Source organism: Mucilaginibacter terrae, from assembly GCF_031951985.1.
Lineage (GTDB): Bacteria > Bacteroidota > Bacteroidia > Sphingobacteriales > Sphingobacteriaceae > Mucilaginibacter > Mucilaginibacter terrae_A.
The window spans coordinates 1,998,526-2,018,313 of record NZ_JAVLVU010000001.1; the positions used below are offsets into that span (position 1 = coordinate 1,998,526).

The window sequence follows — 19,788 nt, forward strand, 5'->3', positions numbered from 1 at the left end:
TACAATATATTTTTTAATTATCTACTAATTACATAGATTTTATAGAATTTATTTAGCAAACACGTTTTAATATGGCAAAAAGAGCCATTAAATGATTGTAAGGCTATTACTCTATTAACCCACATAAATAAAAAAAGCCGCCCTGATTTACAAGGCGGCTTTAATAATACATATTATTGCGTATTAGTAACCAAAAATTTGGGTAAGGTTAAGCTTGGTCAGCTCACCATACTTTTTCAAATCATCGTCGGTTAAACGTTTCTCTGATGCTACTATGCAATAGGTAAATGGCTTGTCTTTAACCTCTGCATTATGGAATGCCTGAATATCAGAATACTTTAAGTTTCCTAAGGCTGCATAAGTTTCTTTACGATCATCAACATCAATACCACGACGCTTGGCATTCAGGTAAGTAAACAAAATACCATCCTGGGTTATGCGGTCGGTCTCTAACGATTTGCGGATGTTGTCGCGGGCAACAGTCACCACTTTTTCCGATTCAGGTAAATCGTTCAATAGTTCGTTCATGCCTTTAACAGCATCGTTAAACTTATCGGCCTGGGTACCTACATATGCCACAAAATAGCTGTTATCCTCCTTTTTTGCAGGAGATGCGTAAGACGCATAAGTTGAGTAAGCCAAAGCTTTTGATTCGCGGATGGTTTGGAACACGATACTGCTCATACCGCCACCAAAGTAGTTATTGTACAGCTCAATGGTTGGCATTTTAGCCGCATCAAATTTACCCTCGTTGCGTATCCAGTTAATTTCGGCCTGTACCATATCAAAGTTGGCAAACAGCACACGGCTTTTATCTTCTTTGGTAAGCGTAAACTTTTTAGCCTCAGGATAAGCGGCAAATTGTGCCGGCATTTTGTGCAAACTGGTTAACGATGTTGCTAAAGCAGTGGCAGTTTGCGGACCATAGTATAATATAGTGTGCTTATATGTAGCCAGGCTATGCAGCAGGTTTACCAAATCTTCGGCTTTAATGGCATCCAGTTCCTCGTTGCTTAACACATTGTTAAACGGATTTTGAGCACCATAACGGGCATAGCTCATTAAACCGCTCATAATAGCCGCTTTGTTAAGCTTGGCATTTTCGCGCGATTTTTTCAAGCGGGCTTTTAAACCTTCCAATGCCTTAGGGTCGGCCTTACAGTTGGCTATCAGGTCTTCGTACAAAGCAACGGCTTTGGTAAAGTTTTCCTGTAAACCATTAATGCTTACCGTAGTGATCTCAGGACCTGCATTTACGCTGAATGAAGCTGCAAGCTTATAAAATGCTTTGCTGATATCTTCGGAGCTCATTTTATCGGTACCTAAAAACTGAAGATATTGGGTTGCAACCGGTAACAGCTTATTGTTCCAGCTGCCCATATCATAACGATAATATAAACGGAACAGCGCGTTATCTTTATTTTGAACCGTGAGTACATCCAACTGCCCCGCCTTAGCGCGTTGAATATCGCGGTTAAAATCCAACCAAACAGGTTGTACCGCATTGGCCGGCATATCGTTCACCTTTTTCAGGAATGGCGATTGTGCTTCGCGGTTTACGCTAACCGGGGTAATGGTCGGCTTATCAACTTTAACAATATTCTTGTCTTCGCCCTGGTGCTTGTATACAATTACATAGTTATTATCATTCAGGTATTTGTTGGCAAAAGCTACAATTTGGGCTTTGGTAATTTTTGATAGATCACTCACCAATGATACGTTGGTTTTCCAATCAACACCCGAGGTAAAAGCATCCATGAGGTTACCGGCGCGTGAGCCATATTCTTCATTTTGCTGAATTACGCTTTTTTTGTAGTTGTTTACAATTGATGGCAGCAAATCATCGGCAAACTCACCTTTTTTGAGTTTGGTAATTTCGGCCAACATCAGGTTACGCACATCCTCCAAGGTTTGACCTTTTACCGGGTTGCCTTGCAGTACCAATGCGCTATAATCTTTCAAGATATAAGAGTAAGCGCTGGCGCTTAATAACTTTTGTTGTTTAACCAGGTCAAGGTCAAATAAACCGGCCTTACCGTTGGTTAAAATGTCACTCATGAGGTTAAGCATTTGCGCATCGCGGGTGCTGGCACCAGGGAAACGGAAAGCAACAGTTAAATTCTCAGGAGTTGGACCATATACATCACGCTTAACAGGGCTGGTAATAGGCTGCTCCGGACCAAAGGTATAAGCAGGAACCGCTTTACGCGCCATGTAACCAAAATGCTGGTCGATCTTTTTGATCATTACATCGGGGTTAAAATCACCCGACATGATGATGCCCATGTTGTTAGGCACATAGTAGCTGTTGTAATATGCGCGTATTTTGTTTAACGATGGGTTTTTCAAATGTTCAACCGTACCAATGGTGGTTTGCTTACCGTAGTTGTTGTTAGGGAACAACGCAGCAAACATAGCCTCAGATACCTTGCGCGGGTCGCTGTCAAGTCCGCGGTTTTTCTCTTCGTAAACAGCTTCAAGCTCGGTATGGAAAATACGCAATACCGGTTTGCGGAAACGCTCGGCCTGTAAGGTTAAAAACTTATCAACCGATGCACTTGGAATATCTTCGGTGTAAACGGTTTGCTCAAATGAGGTAAACGCGTTACTGCCTTGGGCACCCATACCGGCCATGGCCTTATCGTACTCGTTGGCAATGGCAAACTTGGCTGCTTCGCCTGAGGTTTGATCTATTTGCTTGTAAATTTCTTTACGTTTGGCCTCGTCTTTAGTTGAATTGTACTGCTCGTAAAGGGCATCAATTTTATCTAAAAGAGGTTTTTCTTTAGCCCAGTCTAAAGTACCAAACTTGTCGGTACCTTTAAACATCATGTGCTCAAGGTAGTGAGCCAAACCTGTGTTGGTGGCAGGGTCGGTTTTGCTACCGGCCTTTACAGCAATGTAAGTTTGTATGCGGGGTTGTTTAGGGGTTGCACTCAAAATAACGGTTAAGCCGTTTTTAAGCGTGTAAAAGCGCGAATGGGTTGGATCGCCGGTTACGTATTTATAGGGGTAGCCGCCTGTTGTAGCAGTTTTCCATACGTATTGCGCCTGGGCCATTGCAGTGGTACCGGCTACACTAAGCCAGCACCCAATGATAAGGTGTTTAATTTTCATGCGAGTTGGTTAAAAGCCTAAATATATGTGTTTAACCGCTTTTGTAAAAACTTCAATACACAAAAACAATTATTTATTTCAGATTTCACTTTCCGTTCATCTTACACTATTCATCCACTGTTAAAAAATAAAAGGCCACCCTGTAAAGGCGACCTCTTCATATGATTCAAAAATCTTGATTCCTGATTCTGGACTCTTAACTCTAAAAGTTATACGTTGAACCTGAAGTGCATAATATCGCCGTCTTCAACGATGTAAGTTTTACCCTCAACGCTTAGTTTACCGGCTTCTTTACAAGCACTTTCCGAACCATATTTTACATAGTCGTCGTACTTAATTACCTCGGCACGAATAAAGCCTTTCTCAAAGTCGGTATGTATAACGCCGGCAGCTTGTGGTGCTGTAAAACCCAGTTCAATGGTCCATGCCCTAACTTCCTGCACACCTGCTGTAAAGTAGGTAGCCAGGTTAAGTAAGCGATAAGCAGCTTTAATTAACTTGGTAACACCTGATTGCTCCAAACCTAAATCGTCTAAAAACATCTGACGCTCTTCAAAAGTCTCCATCTGGGCAATTTCAGATTCTATCTGTGCAGAGATGATCAGCACTTCGGCATTTTCTTCTTTAACTGCTTCGCGCACTTTATCAACGTAAGCGTTGCCGGTATTCACGTCGTTTTCGCCTACGTTACATACGTACATTACAGGCTTGGCCGTTAATAACCAAAGGTCTGCAACGTATTCTTTATCTTCCTCGCTAACAGCAGCGGTACGGGCCGATTTACCGCTCAGCAAATGATTTTTATAAACAGTTAAAACGTCAAAAGCTTTCTTACCTTCTTTATCGCCGGTTTTAGCCGCTTTTTCAACTTTTTGTATCTTTTTTTCTATCGACTCGAGATCCTTTAACTGTAACTCGGTGTCAATAATTTCTTTGTCGCGGATGGGGTCAACCGAGCCGTCAACGTGTATTACGTTATCGTTATCAAAACAACGTAAAACATGGATGATAGCGTTAGTAGCACGGATGTTTCCTAAAAACTGGTTACCTAAGCCCTCGCCTTTGCTGGCACCTTTTACCAGGCCGGCAATGTCAACAATTTCGATAACGTTAGGCACTACACGCTGCGGGTTTACCAGCTCGGTAAGCTTGGTAAGGCGCTCGTCGGGCACGGTAATTACACCCACATTTGGCTCAATAGTACAAAAAGGAAAATTGGCCGCCTGTGCCTTTGCGTTTGATAAACAGTTAAAAAGTGTTGATTTGCCCACGTTTGGTAAACCAACTATACCACATTGTAAACCCATTAGTTTGTTTATTGTTAAGTAGTTGATTGAGTTGAATTGTTGATTGGCTAACAGCTAAATGACCCGCATTTAACTACTTAACCACTTAACTTAATCAACCATTCAACCAACAAAAAATTTTGCGCAAAGATAATATAAAAACAGCCGTATAATTTGAAAAAATAAACGACTTTTGCGGGCGTTAAATAAAACAGAATTCTAAATACAAACATGTAAATACGGGGGCCTGATATGGAAGAAATAGTTGAACAAGTAGAACTGTTACTGGATAACAATGATGAACAACAGTTAATCAACTATTTAAACAATCTCAACATATCGGAAGTAGAAGAGTTGATCGGTGAACTCCCCGAACATGCACCGCACTTTGTTCAGCTACTATCGTTAAACCGCGCGGTTAACGTTTTCCGTATCCTCGATTTCCCGGTACAGGAGCGCCTGCTTAAAAAGCTGCCCGGCACTAAAACCGCCGAACTGATTAACGAGCTGCCGCCCGATGACCGTACTTCTCTTTTTAGCGAATTACATGCCGATACCGTTAAAGCCCTCATCTTACACCTCCCCGCCCGAAGACCGTAAAGAAGCATTGGTGCTATTAGGCTACGAAGAAGATAGCGTGGGCCGGTTAATGACCCCCGACTACATAACCGTAAAAAAGAACTGGGATGTGGTACAAGTACTTTCGCACATACGCCGCTACGGTAAAAACTCCGAAACCATTGACGTTATTTATGTAATTGACGATAACGGCGTTTTACTCGACGACATACGTATACGTGAAATATTACTGGTTGACCCGGCCACCAAGATAAGCGACCTGGTAGACGACCGCCTGATAGCTCTCAATGTTAACGACCCCCAGGAAGAAGCCATCAACATTTTCAGAATGAATAACCGGGTAGCTTTACCGGTTACCGATGATAATAACATACTATTAGGCATAGTTACCGTTGACGATATTTTATGGATTGCCAACGAAGAGTATACCGAAGACATTCAAAAGATTGGTGGTACCGAAGCTTTAGACGAGCCTTACCTGGATATATCTTTGCTTAAACTCGTGAAAAAACGTGTAGGCTGGCTCATTATCCTGTTTTTAGGTGAAATGCTTACCGCCACCGCTATGGGATATTTTGAAGGACAAATTGCCAAGGCCGTAGTGCTGGCATTGTTTGTTCCGCTAATTATATCAAGCGGGGGCAATAGTGGCTCACAGGCATCAACCTTAATTATACAGGCCATGGCCTTAGGCGAAGTTACTGTAGCCGATTGGTGGCGTGTTATGCGCCGCGAACTGGTATCTGGCTTACTGCTTGGCATTACCTTGGGGCTAATTGGCTTTATAAGGATATTCGTATGGACGCTATTTAGCGATATTTATGGCCCAGAGTGGATGGCCGTAGGATTTACGGTAGGTTTTGCCCTCGTAGGGATCGTGCTTTGGGGATCATTAGCTGGCTCAATGCTGCCTCTTTTGCTTAAACGTTTAGGCTTAGACCCTGCAACCTCGTCGGCACCATTTGTGGCAACCCTTGTTGACGTTACCGGCTTAATTATCTACTTTACTATTGCGGTATCTATCATGAATATTTAATAATTTAGTGTTGAATTATTAAATTAAATATGTGGAAATAGGAGATTATCTCGCTTCTGCTGTTGGAGCCTGCGCCTTTATATACATTACCAACTGGCTCAGCACAACAAAGCAACGTTATTATTTTAAGCACGGCATATCCGGAACCGCTCAAATTACAGCGTTAGAAGAAACGCCTGTTATATACAACGACGATAGCCCCGTTTACCAAATACATTTGATTATAAAATCCGAGGCGAGGATATGCGTAATAAAGCAGCCTTTCAGTTACTATAATCATCCTGAAAACGGCGATGTGGTTAATATCCTCATTCATCCTAAAAATCGAGATCGCGCTCTTATCGTCTCAAATCTTAGTAATGGAAAAGTATATCTTAGATAGTGATTTTACATAATAGAAAGGCCCCCGATGTGGTATCGGAGGCCTTTTTGATTGGTTAGTTATAAAAGTCCCTTAAAAAGAAAAGTCTTCTTCGGTAGCACCGGCTACACCGGCTGCTTTTGTAATTTCATTTAATTCGCTAAACTCATAGCGTTTTTCAACAACTTCCTGGTTGGCTTTGATGTAGTCAACAGTATCTTTTAAACCTTCGGCAAATTTTTCAAAGTCTTCTTTGTATAAAAAGATTTTGTGTTTCACAAACGATCCGTCCTCTAAACGTTTTTTGCTTTCTGTAATAGTGATGTAATAGTCGTTTGAACGTGTTGCTTTTACATCAAAAAAATAAGTTCTTTTACCAGCCCTTACCTTTTTCGAGAAAACTTCATCCCTCTCTCTGTTGTCAAAATCTCCCATTGTTTTAAAAGTGTTGTAATAGTAATGATTGCATAAATATAAACATTTTTTGAAAGTGCAAGCATTTTTTACAAAAGAAGTATGATGTGAATGTAATATTTACCAAATTATCAACTGCTTTTATAGTATATGGTGTATGTAAAAAATACATTATTCTGCCATGCCGTGGTTTACGCATGAGTTAAGAGAATTGTTACAGGCGAAATAAATTGATGGAAAATGTAACTGATGACACTTTAAAAATGATAAAAATCCATACGAAGCGATTGACTTATCAATTCGAAAAGATTTCTCTCTGTCGTTCGAAATGACAATATGGAGAAGTGAATGGATGCAGAAAGGAATAAGTGAAATCAGCAGTTCAAAAGTCTTGGCTCTTGATTCTTGGCTCCTGGCTCTTACTTTTCCTCTTCCTCCAGCAACTGCATTTCGTAAAGATCAAAGTAGATGCCTTGCTTATCCATTAATTGCTGATGGGTACCTTGCTCGGCAATACGGCCTTCGTCCATCACCAAAATTTTATCGGCGTTACGAATGGTCGATATTCGGTGGGCTATAATCAAACTGGTTTTACCATTCATTACCCGTCCTAAGTTGCCCAGTATCTCTTCTTCGGTACGCGTATCAACCGCCGAAAGGCAATCATCAAACACCAAGATCTGCGGCTTTTTAAATATGGCGCGGGCAATGCTTACCCGCTGCTTTTGTCCGCCTGAGAGCGTTACACCCCGTTCGCCAATCAGCGTGAGAAACTGGCTTTCCAATTCCATAATGTTTTTGTAAACGGCGGCATCTTTGGAAGCTTGCTCCACGGCAGGCATATCCATCACGTCGGCACTAAAAGCAATGTTGTTGGCAATCGTATCCGAAAACAGAAAAACCTCCTGCGGTACAAACCCTACCTGCGAGCGGTAACCTTCAAGGTTGAGCTGCCTGATGGGGTTGCCATCTATCTGAATTTCGCCACCGGTAACATCATACATACGCATAAGCAGGTTGGCAATGGTTGATTTGCCCGAACCCGTACGGCCTATAATAGCCACCAGTTGCCCCGGCTCAATGGTAAAGGATACGCCTTTTAAAGCTTCAATACCGGTATCAGGGTAGGTAAAGCTAACGTTATTAAACTCTACCTTTCCCGCAACAGATTTTGGCAATACCGCGGGCGAAAATATTTCTGGAGTTTCGTGCAAAAATTCGTTGATGCGCTTTTGAGAGGCAGCGGCGCGTTGTATTAACGACGATACCCACCCTAACGACATTACCGGGAAGGTAAGCTGCCCCAGGTAAATAATAAATTCGGCAATGTTACCTGATGTAATATTGCCCTTCATTACCTCTACCCCACCAATATAAATAATAAGTACGTTACTCACTCCTACCAGCAGTAACATCATCGGGAAAAACAAGGCCTGCACCTTAGTAAGTTCCATCGATTGCTCTTTATAGCCTTCGCTTTCATCAGCAAAACGCTTATTTACAAATCCCTCGCGCACATATGATTTAATTACACGTATGCCTGATAGGTTTTCCTGAACAAAACTCGACAAGGATGACAATCGTTCCTGTATTTTTTCGCTGCGGTGCTCAATAATATTATTTACATAGTAAATGCTCAACACCAATACAGGCATGGGCAGTAATGAAAAGAAAGCCAGCCGCGCATTCACACTCATCATGGCATATACGGTAAGCACAAAAAGCACAATGGTATTAATGGCGTACATAATACCTGGGCCGAGGTACATGCGCACACGACTCACGTCTTCGGTAACGCGGTTCATCAAATCGCCGGTGTTATGGCGGCGGTAAAAAGCCAGTGATAGCTGTTGATAGTGTTCGTATATTTCGTTCTTTAAATCAAACTCAATATGCCGCGACATGAGGATGATGGTTTGCCGCATAAAAAAAAGAAACAATCCGCGCAGCAAAGCCAATAGCAGCACCAACGCCCCAAACATTAACAAGCTCGAACCAAAAATATCATAGATAACATTCTGCCGGTTAAAGCCGGCATACAGGTGGTAAACCTGTATGTTTTCGGCCACGAGGTTAAACGCAATGCGTATAACCTGTGCAGGCAGCACACCAAAAACGTTGGATATAACCACAAACATAATACCCGGCACTAACCGCCAGCGGTATTTTATAAAGAACTTATTGAGGTATGCCAGGCTTTTCATGTGCAGGGCAAAGGTAGTAAAATCAGTTGCCCCACCCAAACCCTCCCCGGGAGGGAGGGCTTTAACTGCATACTTCAAAAAGTCTCCCCTCCCGGGGGAGATTTAGAGGGGGCTTCTTAGGTTTAATCAAAAAAATCCCTACTTTTGCACCAACATTGGTTCACTGGTTTATTAAAGCAATAAAAGCAGTACACGGGCGTTAAGTTTTTGCATTTTATTGCAACAAAATAACCGCTCAACTGCTTAACTTAATTCAACCGTAACTAAACATTTTAAAGAAGTACAAAACCGTTCTTACCCATGTTAAACAGAAGGCACCTTAGGGTTAAAGTTTTACAAGCGCTATACGCTTATCATCAATCTGAACCAAAAGACAAAAAACAGCACGAAAAACTGTTGTTACAAAACATCGACAAGGTGTTTGAAATGTATATCTGGATGCTTTCTTTGGTTGATGAAGTGATACAATACGCTGCCAACGATGCCCAGGAACGTGCTAACAAGCACCTCCCTACTGCCGAAGACCTTAATCCAAATCTTAAAATTCTCGAAAACCGCTTCATTGCATCTCTGCACGCAAATAAAGATTATTTAGCGGCCATCAAAAAATACAAAGTATCGTGGGATTTTGAGCCCGAACTGGCTAAATCGCTGTTCATCGCACTGAAAAATTCAGAAGATTACAAAGCATATCTGCAAAAAACCGATGATACGCTGCAAAGCGATAAAGACATCATTAAATTCATCTTCAAAAAAGTGATCCTTAAATCGCAATTAGCCGAGCAGGTTTTTGAAGATAAATTTATTGCCTGGCCGGTTGATAAAGATGTTTTGCAGGCGATGATCGCCAAAACGTTCAAAAACTTCTCTTTTGACGATTACAAGCAAAACAAGCTGGCCGATGTTACCGGCAACTGGGCCGAAGACGAAGCCTTTATTGTTGAACTGTTTGAACTGGCCGCGCGTTATGATGCCGAATACCAGGAAATGATTGGCCAAAAAACCCAGAACTGGGAGCCCGAGCGCATTGCCATGATGGATACCCTGCTGATGAAGATGGCTATTACCGAGTTTATCAACTTTAAATCGGTACCGGTTAAGGTTACTATAAACGAGTACCTGGAGATAGCTAAAGAGTTTAGTACGCCAAAAAGCAATTCGTTTATAAACGGTATATTAGATAAAATTTTATTTGAACTTAAAGAACAAAACCGCGTACGTAAAACCGGCCGCGGACTTATTGAATAAGACAAATGATAAAGCAACTTACCTTAGGTTTATTTTTAGCCGCAGCTTTAACTGCCTGTAACCAGGCTAATACCCAAACTCAAACTGCCGATAGCACTGCAGCTACTGCTGGTGCCGCTGCCCCAATTGTTAACGCAGCCGATGCCGCGGTAATGAAGTTTGAAACCGAAACGCACGACTTTGGCAAAATTAAAAAGGGCGAAAAGGTGACATATGAGTTTAAATATGTAAATACCGGCAAATCGCCCTTGATTATTAAAGATGCCTATGCCACCTGCGGCTGTACCACGCCCGAATTTGACAAGGAGCCTATTGCTCCTGGCAAAAGCAGCATAATTAAAGTTACTTTTGACAGTGCCGGCAAAAGCGGTTTGCAAGACAAAATTGTTACTGTAATAGGCAATACCGTACCGGCCGAAAACCGCGTACACTTAACCGGCGAAGTATTAACCGACGAAAAGCCGGCTGGTACTGCCAAAAAGAAATAAATTACTTTTTAGAGATACATAAATGTTAGCATCAATTTTATTACAATTAGGCGGCGGTGGCATTGGCGGTTTTTTACCAATGATAGCCATTATAGTAGTATTCTACTTTTTCATGATCCGCCCGCAAATGAAGAAACAAAAAGATCAGAAAAAATACGTTGAAGAGCTTAAAAAAGGCGACCGTGTGGTAACTACCTCAGGTATACATGGCCGCATTATTGATCTAAACGATACTACTTTTTTGGTAGAGGTTGAAAACGGTAAAATCCGCTTCGATAAGTCGGCAATATCATTGGAGGCATCAAAAGCCTTAAATGCTCCGGCTAAAGAAAAAGAGAGCAAAGTGAAAGAAGCTACTGAGAAAGAAGCCAACGCTTAATTAAACATTACACATAAAATGCCGTTTCTTTTTTGCAATAAAGGGAACGGCATTTTACTTTTATACGTCTGTCCCTGTTAACCTTGTCATCTCGAACGATAGTGAGAGAACTTTTCGAAGCGGACAAGCTTATCGCCTTGAAAAGATTTCTTGTTACCACCCGAAATGGCATTATGGGAAAAAGTAAAGTATGTAACGCATGCCCATCATTAAATTATCCGTATCAGAACGCAGGCGCTTGCAGGTATTTATTACTTGCCTCTTACTGGCTATGGCGGCCTGGGTACTTACAACTTTATCGGGCGCTTACCACTTTACAATTAAACAAGTTATAAACTTTAAAAATGCACCTCAGCGCCGCGCTTTTAAAGCCTTACAGTCCGATTCGGTTGAAGTTACCATGCTTGGAACCGGCTGGCAAATGCTGTTTTCGAAAGTAAATACTTACAATACGCCCATTACTGTTGATTTGCATACGCTGGAGCACAGTAATTACATAGCATTAAATACCCAAATAGCACAACTTAATAAAACTACTGATGCAAAGCATCGCATAGTAGCCTTTACTCCCGACACCCTGTACTTTGATTTTACCAACCGGGTAGTTAAAAAAGTAAAGGTTGAACCGGTGTTGGATATTAAATACCAGCAGCAATACGAAGAATCGGGAAAAATACAGGTTAAACCATCATATATTACCATAAATGGCCCCGGCAATGTAATTCAAAACATTAAAACCTGGAAAACTGATACACTGAGGCTTACCAATGTAAACGATGTGGTTAGTACTACTTTGCCCCTGCAACCTGCTAAAGAAGGCAACATCAGTATTTATCCTAAAAGTGTACAATTGCGTATACCTGTTGAGGAGTTTACAGAAAAAACGTTACGCATACCAGTTAAGCTCATCAATAACCCGCATTATTATAATGTAAAGGTTATTCCGCAATATGTTAGTATTACCTTTACGGTACCCCTAAGCAGATACACCGAGGTTGACGAAGATTTTTTTGAAGCCACCGCCGATTTTAGTCTTTGGGAGCAAGGGTATAGCGTACTGCCCGTTAATATAACCCGCATACCCGCTTATTGCCGTATTGTAAAAACCGCCCCCCGTAATGTTGATTTTTTAGTTAGAAAGTAAATATGCTCAAAATTGGTATAACCGGGAATATTGGCAGCGGCAAAACAACGATAAGCCATATGTTTGAATTACTGGGCATACCCGTTTTTTACTCAGATGATGAAGCTAAAAATGTGATGGTAAACGATGCTCAGCTTGTAAAGGGCATTAAAAAACATTTTGGCAACGAAGCTTATTTTGCCGATGGCTCGCTTAACCGCAAACACATTGGCGCCATCGTTTTTAGTAATGCTACCCAATTGACAACCCTTAACTCATTAGTACATCCGGCCGTTTTCAGGGCGTTTGATGCCTGGGTAGAACAACACCCTTACGCACCTTATGTAATGAAAGAAGCCGCCATTTTATTTGAAAGCGGCTCGTATAAAGATTGCGATTACACCATACTGATAACAGCCCCTGCCCCCATGCGCTTACAACGGGTTATGCAGCGCGATGGCATTACCCAGGCCGAAGCCGAAAGCCGCAATGCCAAACAAATGCCGCAGGAAGAAAAAGAAAAGCTAACCAATATTATAATTAAAAACGATAACTCAGAACTGGTTATCCCCCAAATACTGTTGCTGCATGAGCAACTCATCAAACAGGCAACAGCGTAAAAAGCCCATATGATTTTAGATGATTTTGTAGCATTTGATGCCAACGGATTGTATTGCCGATACGGTGATTTTTATTTAGATCCGAAGCAATCTGCAGAGCACGCCGTAATTAGCCACGCCCATGGCGACCACGCCGTACCCGGCAACCATAACGTTTACTGCACCGCCCCCACCGCCGATTTTATGAAACTGCGCTATGCAAAAAATGCGGGGAAGAACTTTAATCTTTATAGTTATCACCAAACTTTTAATATTGGCGGGGTAAACATCAGCTTTATTTCGGCGGGGCATATACTGGGGTCGGCACAGGTGCTGATGGAATACCGGGGGGTAACTTACCTGTATACCGGTGATTATAAACTGCAACCAAATCCTACCTGCCAACCATTGGAATTTGTAAAAGCAGATGTACTGATTACAGAAAGCACGTTTGCAAATCCAAATACCATCCACCCTAACCCTACCGAAGAAATAGGCAAGCTCAACCATATAAAAACTAACATTTTGTTAGGAGCTTACGGATTAGGCAAAGCGCAGCGCATAATCAGGCTCATAAATGATCATGTTCCTCATAAAAAAGTATTGGTACACTTCCGCATTGCACCGCTTAATGCTATTTACGAGAAACATGGCATAAACTTAGGCAATTACCAATTGTATAACCGTAAACTGATGAAAAATCAGGACGAGTATGTATACATTGTACCTCCCTTTACATTTGACAGCTATTACCGCGCTACGGGTGTAACCCGCCTTTTTGCTTCGGGATGGAAAAACCTGCAGGTGAACGAAAAAGACACTTTATACATATCAGACCATGCCGATTGGAACGATGTGCTGCAAACGGTGGAACAGGTTGCACCTCAGCAATTATGGACCTTGCACGGAGATGGCTCGCATTTAAAAAAACATTTTGGCGATAACTTAATTACCCAAGCGCTCGTTTAAACATGTTTGTTGAGGGTGTTGATTATTATATTAACGAGGATGGCAATTGGGTATTTACAAGGCAATATCATTTAAAAAGAGGTAATTGCTGTAAAAACAACTGCCTGCATTGCCCCTGGCAAAAGCGTCAAACTAAAAAGTCAAAACAAATTAAAAATAAATAAATGTATTACCTTATTTATTATAATTGTAATTGTAAATGAAAATAGAAGACGAAATACAGAGCAGCAAATTTGAGGATAACTATCATAAAATGGTTATCAATATATCATACAGCTACAGTTGGATGAGTAACCTGTTACGTTTAGCTTTCGAAAAATATAACCTAACCAGTCAGCAATTTAACGTACTACGTATTTTACGTGGCCAGCAACCAAATGCAGCCACCATAAACCTCATCAAAGAGCGCATGCTCGATAAAATGTCGGATGCATCGCGTATAGTTGATCGTTTGATACAAAAGGAATTGGTATCTCGCTGTATCAACAACGTTGACCGCCGCGCGGTAGATATTCATATTACCGAAAAGGGCCTTGATATTTTAAGCAAAATAGATGAGGAATTTAAAACAGCCGACCTGTTCAAGCACAACCTTACCGAAGAAGAAGCCGGGCAACTGAGCAATTTGCTGGATAAAATGCGGGGGTAATTGACATTGCTTTTGACTAAGTATTCAACTACATCTGTTAAACCAAGTATTTAATTTTTATTCTAATCCCATTTTAATGTAGCGAAATTATTTGTCGTGTAACTTTACAGCGTTTTTAACTTTTTATTTAACTATGTACGAAACCGCATATATAAATTGCCCCCATTGCGGAAACGAAGATGTATATCGCATACCCCGTACCCGTTTGGTAAAAATGTTCAACTTTCTGCTGCCGTTGCGCAGATACGCCTGTTATGCTTGTTTAAAAAACTTTTATGTGCGCGAAAAAACCTTAAACAATGCACAAACAACTAATCAACATAGTAGCGCATCGTCATAAGTAACGAGCTTATTACATCAACAATAAACTTTCCATTTCAGGGTTTAATGTAAAAATATGTTAAACTTTATCCATTATCTATGGCATCAAATGTTTAGCATAGTATATTTACCACCATATACTTTGGAGTAATTTGATGATAAACCGTTACGCTTTAATCCTGATATTATTTACTACGTGTAGTTTGGCGGCTTTTGCCCAGCAGCGCGATAGCGTTAGCCTTAATACTATTTTAGAAAGAGCCGGTAAGGTTGCAGCAGCCCGCCCCATCGAAAAACTATACCTGCATTTTGATAAACCTTATTACGCGGTAGACGATACTGTTTTTTTTAAGGCTTATTTAACTGATAATTTTAAGCAACCATCGCAACTTAGCAAAGTAGTTTATGTGGAGCTGATGAATAGTCGAGATTCATTGGTACGGCTCTTAAAACTACCTGTTCGTAATGGCATGGCTTACGGGAGTATTCCGCTGCCCGAGCTAACTTACCGGCAAGATAACTATCACATACGCGCTTACAGCAAATGGATGGCTAATTTTGACGAAGATCTATTTTTCAAAAAAACACTGCCTGTTGGCAACGCTATAGATAAACAAATTAATACCTATATAACTACAACCAAAACCGGTGCCGATAAATCATTGCAAATAACATCGCGCATTGTGTTTAAAGATACTGATGGCAACCCGCAGGTTGGTAAAAAAGTAACCTGGGAAGTAAGCAGTAATGTTGATGATATAGCAAAAGGCAAAGGCAATACCGACCAAAACGGTGCGCTAACCGTAAGCTTTACCAACAGCAAGCAAGCCGACCTTACAGGTGTAGCCATTACCGCTTTTATTGATTTGGGCAGTGGTAAAAAAGCCGGCCGTAGCTTTCCACTAAAATCAGTGCTGGGCAATACCGATGTACAATTCTTTCCCGAGGGTGGTGAGTTGATTAGCGGTGCCCGTTTGCGTGTGGGGGTAAAAGCAGTTGCTTCAAGTGGTTTGGGTATAAATTTCACCGGTACTATTAATGATAATTCGGGTGCGGTTGTTGCCAATATCAGTTCGCAGCATGCCGGCATGGGCAGCTTTGTATTATTGCCCGAAACGGGTAAAAGCTACAAGGCCAACATAACTTTTGCCAACGGTACCAAAGGCACTTATGATCTACCCAAAGTACAGGCAACAGGTTTTAATATCAGCATCAGCAATACCGATCCACAAAATCTGTCGTTAAAACTGTTGGCCAGTCCAGCTTTTTTTGAGGCCAATAAAGGCAAGTTTTTTTACATCATAGGGCAGTGTGCCAATACTGTTTGTTTTGCGGCACAAACAGCTCTTAAAGAACAGGTATTTTCGGCAAATATTCCATCCAGTAAATTCCCTACCGGGGTAATTCAATTTACAGTACTTACCACAGGTGGTGTACCTTTAAGTGAGCGCATTGTTTTTGTTCAGCACAACGATCAACTGAATATTGGTTTAACCAGCGACAAACCAATATATGGCGTAAGGCAAAAAGTAAAACTCAACGTTACTGCCAAAAACAAAACCGCCCCTGTTGATGGGCACTTTTCGGTTGCGGTAATTGATGAAAGCAAGGTGCCTGTTGATGAAGATGCCGAAGTAACTATCCTGTCAAGCCTTTTGCTTACATCTGATTTAAAAGGTTACGTTGAAAAACCCAATTACTATTTTGCCCATATCAACGATAAAACCGCTGCCGACCTTGATGTGCTGATGCTTACCCAAGGATACCGCAAATTTAGCTACACCAATGTTATGACCGGCAATTTGCAACCCGTAACCTACTTACCCGAACAAGGCATAGAAATATCGGGAACATTGCGTACCACAACAGGTATGCCTTTTAAAGGTGGAAACGTACGTTTGCTTATCCCCGATAAATATTTTTCGGCTAATGCAGTGAGCGATCCTGAAGGACATTTCAGGTTTAAAGACCTGGCCTTTCCCGATTCGATGAAGGTTATTGCTACGGCAAAAAATAATTACAACGGCAAAAACCTCATGCTCATGTTGGATTATGAAACATACCCGGCTATTGTTAAAAACCAGTTACACCCCGATGATGTAGCTAATATTGATAGCACCCTGCGCCCATATTTACTCAACAGCAAAAAACAGTTTAACAGTATGCACATACTTAAAGAGGTTATTGTGCGTGCTCCTAAAACCCCTAAAATTAACCACACTGCTTATCCGGCACTTACCGGTTTAAGCAGTATTCCCGATCATCTGATGACTGGCGACCGCTTCATCTGCCCTATGTTACTCACTTGTATGCAAGGAACATTGATGGGTGTAACATTTGATACCGGAACCAACGCCTTTTACGTTTCGCGTGATTATAATGCCGGGCGCCGCGTACCAATGGCGGTTTACGTGCGGGGCATGCCTGTGGATGTAAATTATTTGGCAAGCCTGCAATCATCTGATGTTGAGTCGGTAGAAATATTTTTGAGAGATGATTTAGGTTTGATCAACAATGCCAATCAAACTAATGGGGTGATAGTTATTAATACCAAAACGCCTCCTAAGGGCACCAAAATAAGCTTGCAGGAATTACAGGAACTTATACCACAACCCAATACGGCAAACCTTACGCCTAAAGGTTATGATATTGGCAAAGAGTTTTATATGCCTGTATATGATGTTCCTAAACCTATTGGCATGGATTTGCGCAGTACTATTTACTGGAACCCGCGTGTAGTTACCGAAAAAGCTACCGGTGCTACCTCGGTTGAGTTTTACAATGCCGATGGCAAAGGCAGCTATCGCGCAGTGATTGAGGGCTGGGATAAGGACGGCAACATAGGCCGTTTCATTTACCGCTATAAAGTACAATAAGCTGATGGTAAACAACCTGCAACAGCTTTATGGCAATATTGATATTTATCTTTTCGACCAGTTGCTAAAAGGCAGGTATGATACCTGCCGCAAAATATTAGATGCAGGTTGCGGCGGGGGCCGCAATCTCGTTTGGTTTTTACAAAACGGGTATGAAGTTTACGGTATTGACCCTAATGCAGAAGCTGTACAAGCGGTAAAAGAATTATCGTTGAAACTGGCTCCTGATAACAGTTCAGCAAACTTTACCGTAGCCACCGCCGAAAGCCTGCCTTATGCCGATGGCATGTTCGACCTCGTAATTAGCAGCGCTGTATTACACTTTGCCAAAAACCACGAACATTTTGATGCCATGCTACGCTCCATGTGGCGGGTACTTAAACATGGTGGATATTTGTTTATACGCCTGGCATCCGACATTGGTATTGAGCCATTGGTAAAACACATGGGCAATGGCCGCTACCTGCTGCCCGATGGCTCCGAACGGTACCTTGTAAATGAAGATAAATTGCTTGCCTACACCATGGATCTTGGTGGCTATTTGCACGAACCTATTAAAACTACCAACGTGCAAAACCTGCGTTGTATGACTACCTGGTGTTTGCAAAAGTTATAAACTAAGCATCAATTACATTTCTATATTCAAATGACTTTAACTTCTTAGTTATTAACCTTGGTCATCTATACTCTGTATTTGTACCTTATACTGTGCCGGTAAAATTGCTTCTTTCAACAGCCAATCGAGTTTAAAAAGCCTGCTCATTTTGTACAAGCATAACACAGGTTTTAATACGGCAACTTGTTTAAATTGCAATAACTCCCTCACCCTATTAGGTATCAACATTACCTGCACCTGCTTTAATAACAGGTACCGGCCCAAACCCAAATGTTTGCGGTATTGCCTGTACAAATCGAGCGTAAACTTACTGCTGATGAGGTTTTGCTGCAGATGTTCCTCACGTACTTTTAACCAAGCGGTATAGGTATCAGGTAAATCATCAATTTGCATTCGTTTGCCTAAGCGGTAAAACACATCATACAGTTCATTCTTTTCGGCATTGGTTAGTTTGCGTTCCAGCAGCTCAAACGAACGTACCGAATAATCAATTAACAAATACAGCACATCGCGGTAAGCCCACTGGGGTATTTGCTGGCTCCTTGCCTGTTCAACGCCTTTATGAATGGCGGTAATTTTGTCGATGGCACGTAAGGCATCATCATATTCCGAAAACAGGATCTGCCTTGAATATTCTACCGTGGAAAATAAGCGGCCGAGCGGATCGGCAGGCAGGCGGCCGGTAAAGTACAGCCAGTCTACCGCCTTGTTAAGGGCAAACTCAGCTGCGGCCCCGGCAAACATAAATAATACGGTATCGGCCTTGCCCCATATCTGCCGTACTATCGAGTGTTGGTTTACAAAATACTGCATATCAATTTTAAAAAAGAACTTTCAAATACAAAGTAAATGTAATTAATTGAATTAATTGAATGTTCAGTATTCCATTTCTAATTATTTTCAGCTTGGTAGAATGTATGTCGCAATAGCCCCTTTATTTGTCGGTTATGCACAGCACAGTTTGACCGAAGGCACTATACCTTTGTATCCTAATCACTTAAAAACACAAATATTATGGCAACTCAAATTTTTGTAAACCTTCCGGTTAAAGATCTTAACCAATCAATCGCGTTTTTCACTAAACTGGGCTATACCTTTAACCCACAGTTTACAGATGAAAAAGCAACCTGTATGATCATCAGCGATACCATTTACGTGATGCTGCTAACTGAGCCATTTTTTATGAGTTTTACCAAAAAGGGAATAGCAGATACTTCGCAAGTTAACGAGTCTATCATTTGCCTGTCGGTTGAGAACCGTGCCGATGTAGACAGCATAGTGGCTAAAGCCGTTGAAGCCGGGGGTACCATATCATCAGAAGTACAAGATTACGGTTTTATGTACAACCACGGTTTTCTTGACCTTGATGGTCATGCCTGGGAGTATACTTATATGGATATGGCAGCTATGCCACAGAAGTAATTCTTTGGCTTTAATGTAAATTAAAAGGTATTCTGAAATCAGGATGTCTTTGTACTTTCACAGGATAGCGCATGAGTGCTATCTATTGAAATAAATCTTAC

Annotated in this window: 19 protein-coding genes; 14 read left to right on the forward strand and 5 right to left on the reverse strand. The window is 41.5% G+C overall.

The window, feature by feature from the left end; genetic code table 11:
• Positions 1-183 precede the first annotated feature (183 nt).
• Complete coding sequence (locus QE417_RS08135) at positions 184-3,117, reverse strand: M16 family metallopeptidase (protein ID WP_311949158.1); 2,934 nt, start codon at positions 3,115-3,117, stop codon at positions 184-186.
• Between the two features lie 209 nt (positions 3,118-3,326).
• Positions 3,327-4,424 (reverse strand): redox-regulated ATPase YchF, encoded by a 1,098-nt coding sequence (gene ychF, locus QE417_RS08140; RefSeq protein WP_311949160.1) that lies wholly within the window; start codon positions 4,422-4,424, stop codon positions 3,327-3,329.
• Positions 4,425-4,655: 231 nt separating this feature from the next.
• Between ychF and QE417_RS08145 the strand changes: the two genes are divergently transcribed.
• From QE417_RS08145 to QE417_RS08155, 3 genes are read left to right on the forward strand one after another with little or no spacing between them, the layout of a single operon-like run.
• Complete coding sequence (locus QE417_RS08145; RefSeq protein WP_311949162.1) at positions 4,656-5,003, forward strand: magnesium transporter MgtE N-terminal domain-containing protein; 348 nt, start codon at positions 4,656-4,658, stop codon at positions 5,001-5,003.
• Positions 4,951-6,018 (forward strand): magnesium transporter, encoded by a 1,068-nt coding sequence (gene mgtE / locus QE417_RS08150; RefSeq protein WP_311949164.1) that lies wholly within the window; start codon positions 4,951-4,953, stop codon positions 6,016-6,018. The genes QE417_RS08145 and mgtE overlap by 53 nt, the downstream gene beginning before the upstream one ends.
• A 31-nt stretch (positions 6,019-6,049) precedes the next feature.
• Positions 6,050-6,400, forward strand: coding sequence for a hypothetical protein (locus QE417_RS08155; RefSeq protein ID WP_311949166.1), 351 nt, complete (start codon positions 6,050-6,052; stop codon positions 6,398-6,400).
• Positions 6,401-6,472: 72 nt separating this feature from the next.
• Here the strand turns inward: QE417_RS08155 and QE417_RS08160 are convergent, their stop codons facing one another.
• Both QE417_RS08160 and QE417_RS08165 read right to left on the reverse strand, forming a co-directional pair.
• Complete coding sequence (locus QE417_RS08160) at positions 6,473-6,814, reverse strand: DUF3276 family protein (RefSeq protein ID WP_311949167.1); 342 nt, start codon at positions 6,812-6,814, stop codon at positions 6,473-6,475.
• A 398-nt stretch (positions 6,815-7,212) separates the two neighbouring features.
• Complete coding sequence (locus QE417_RS08165) at positions 7,213-8,997, reverse strand: ABC transporter ATP-binding protein (protein ID WP_311954627.1); 1,785 nt, start codon at positions 8,995-8,997, stop codon at positions 7,213-7,215.
• A 300-nt stretch (positions 8,998-9,297) separates the two neighbouring features.
• On the opposite strand from QE417_RS08165, the gene nusB reads away from it, so the two are divergent.
• The 10 genes from nusB (at position 9,298) to QE417_RS08215 (ending at position 18,265) form a co-directional block, all read left to right on the forward strand.
• Positions 9,298-10,245: a transcription antitermination factor NusB gene (nusB, locus tag QE417_RS08170; protein WP_311949168.1), complete on the forward strand. Its 948-nt coding sequence runs from the start codon at positions 9,298-9,300 to the stop codon at positions 10,243-10,245.
• A gap of 5 nt (positions 10,246-10,250) precedes the next feature.
• Positions 10,251-10,733 carry a DUF1573 domain-containing protein gene (locus tag QE417_RS08175; RefSeq protein ID WP_311949170.1) on the forward strand — a complete coding sequence of 161 codons (483 nt, stop codon included), beginning with the start codon at positions 10,251-10,253 and terminating at the stop codon, positions 10,731-10,733.
• Between the two features lie 22 nt (positions 10,734-10,755).
• Positions 10,756-11,112 (forward strand): preprotein translocase subunit YajC, encoded by a 357-nt coding sequence (gene yajC / locus QE417_RS08180; RefSeq protein ID WP_311949174.1) that lies wholly within the window; start codon positions 10,756-10,758, stop codon positions 11,110-11,112.
• A 199-nt stretch (positions 11,113-11,311) separates the two neighbouring features.
• Positions 11,312-12,256, forward strand: coding sequence for a CdaR family protein (locus QE417_RS08185; RefSeq protein ID WP_311949176.1), 945 nt, complete (start codon positions 11,312-11,314; stop codon positions 12,254-12,256).
• Between the two features lie 2 nt (positions 12,257-12,258).
• Positions 12,259-12,855, forward strand: a complete 597-nt coding sequence (coaE, locus tag QE417_RS08190; protein ID WP_311949178.1) for a dephospho-CoA kinase — start codon at positions 12,259-12,261, stop codon at positions 12,853-12,855.
• 9 nt (positions 12,856-12,864) lie between these two features.
• Positions 12,865-13,803, forward strand: a complete 939-nt coding sequence (locus QE417_RS08195; RefSeq protein WP_311949180.1) for an exonuclease — start codon at positions 12,865-12,867, stop codon at positions 13,801-13,803.
• Between the two features lie 2 nt (positions 13,804-13,805).
• Positions 13,806-13,967 (forward strand): DUF5522 domain-containing protein, encoded by a 162-nt coding sequence (locus QE417_RS08200; RefSeq protein WP_311949182.1) that lies wholly within the window; start codon positions 13,806-13,808, stop codon positions 13,965-13,967.
• A 35-nt stretch (positions 13,968-14,002) separates the two neighbouring features.
• Positions 14,003-14,452 carry a MarR family winged helix-turn-helix transcriptional regulator gene (locus QE417_RS08205; protein ID WP_311949184.1) on the forward strand — a complete coding sequence of 150 codons (450 nt, stop codon included), beginning with the start codon at positions 14,003-14,005 and terminating at the stop codon, positions 14,450-14,452.
• A 476-nt stretch (positions 14,453-14,928) separates the two neighbouring features.
• Entirely contained in the window at positions 14,929-17,649 is a 2,721-nt protein-coding gene (locus QE417_RS08210) for an Ig-like domain-containing protein (RefSeq protein WP_311949186.1), read from the forward strand.
• 4 nt (positions 17,650-17,653) lie between these two features.
• Positions 17,654-18,265: a class I SAM-dependent methyltransferase gene (locus QE417_RS08215; RefSeq protein WP_311949187.1), complete on the forward strand. Its 612-nt coding sequence runs from the start codon at positions 17,654-17,656 to the stop codon at positions 18,263-18,265.
• A 51-nt stretch (positions 18,266-18,316) separates the two neighbouring features.
• On the opposite strand, the gene QE417_RS08220 is transcribed toward QE417_RS08215, so the two are convergent.
• On the reverse strand, positions 18,317-19,078 hold the full coding sequence (locus tag QE417_RS08220; protein WP_311949189.1) for an oxygenase MpaB family protein: 762 nt from the start codon (positions 19,076-19,078) through the stop codon (positions 18,317-18,319).
• Positions 19,079-19,279: 201 nt separating this feature from the next.
• Between QE417_RS08220 and QE417_RS08225 the strand changes: the two genes are divergently transcribed.
• A complete protein-coding gene (locus tag QE417_RS08225) occupies positions 19,280-19,687 on the forward strand; it encodes a VOC family protein (protein WP_311949190.1) in 408 nt (135 codons plus the stop codon).
• Positions 19,688-19,788 lie beyond the last annotated feature (101 nt).

Coding starts and splice junctions, on each gene's coding strand:
- QE417_RS08135 (WP_311949158.1), bottom strand. CDS start 3,117: ATGAAAATTAAACACCTTATCATTGGGTGCTGGCTTAGTGTAGCCGGT.
- ychF (WP_311949160.1), bottom strand. CDS start 4,424: ATGGGTTTACAATGTGGTATAGTTGGTTTACCAAACGTGGGCAAATCA.
- QE417_RS08145 (WP_311949162.1), top strand. CDS start 4,656: ATGGAAGAAATAGTTGAACAAGTAGAACTGTTACTGGATAACAATGAT.
- mgtE (WP_311949164.1), top strand. CDS start 4,951: ATGCCGATACCGTTAAAGCCCTCATCTTACACCTCCCCGCCCGAAGAC.
- QE417_RS08160 (WP_311949167.1), bottom strand. CDS start 6,814: ATGGGAGATTTTGACAACAGAGAGAGGGATGAAGTTTTCTCGAAAAAG.
- QE417_RS08165 (WP_311954627.1), bottom strand. CDS start 8,997: ATGAAAAGCCTGGCATACCTCAATAAGTTCTTTATAAAATACCGCTGG.
- nusB (WP_311949168.1), top strand. CDS start 9,298: ATGTTAAACAGAAGGCACCTTAGGGTTAAAGTTTTACAAGCGCTATAC.
- QE417_RS08175 (WP_311949170.1), top strand. CDS start 10,251: ATGATAAAGCAACTTACCTTAGGTTTATTTTTAGCCGCAGCTTTAACT.
- yajC (WP_311949174.1), top strand. CDS start 10,756: ATGTTAGCATCAATTTTATTACAATTAGGCGGCGGTGGCATTGGCGGT.
- QE417_RS08185 (WP_311949176.1), top strand. CDS start 11,312: ATGCCCATCATTAAATTATCCGTATCAGAACGCAGGCGCTTGCAGGTA.
- coaE (WP_311949178.1), top strand. CDS start 12,259: ATGCTCAAAATTGGTATAACCGGGAATATTGGCAGCGGCAAAACAACG.
- QE417_RS08195 (WP_311949180.1), top strand. CDS start 12,865: ATGATTTTAGATGATTTTGTAGCATTTGATGCCAACGGATTGTATTGC.
- QE417_RS08200 (WP_311949182.1), top strand. CDS start 13,806: ATGTTTGTTGAGGGTGTTGATTATTATATTAACGAGGATGGCAATTGG.
- QE417_RS08205 (WP_311949184.1), top strand. CDS start 14,003: ATGAAAATAGAAGACGAAATACAGAGCAGCAAATTTGAGGATAACTAT.
- QE417_RS08210 (WP_311949186.1), top strand. CDS start 14,929: ATGATAAACCGTTACGCTTTAATCCTGATATTATTTACTACGTGTAGT.
- QE417_RS08215 (WP_311949187.1), top strand. CDS start 17,654: ATGGTAAACAACCTGCAACAGCTTTATGGCAATATTGATATTTATCTT.
- QE417_RS08220 (WP_311949189.1), bottom strand. CDS start 19,078: ATGCAGTATTTTGTAAACCAACACTCGATAGTACGGCAGATATGGGGC.
- QE417_RS08225 (WP_311949190.1), top strand. CDS start 19,280: ATGGCAACTCAAATTTTTGTAAACCTTCCGGTTAAAGATCTTAACCAA.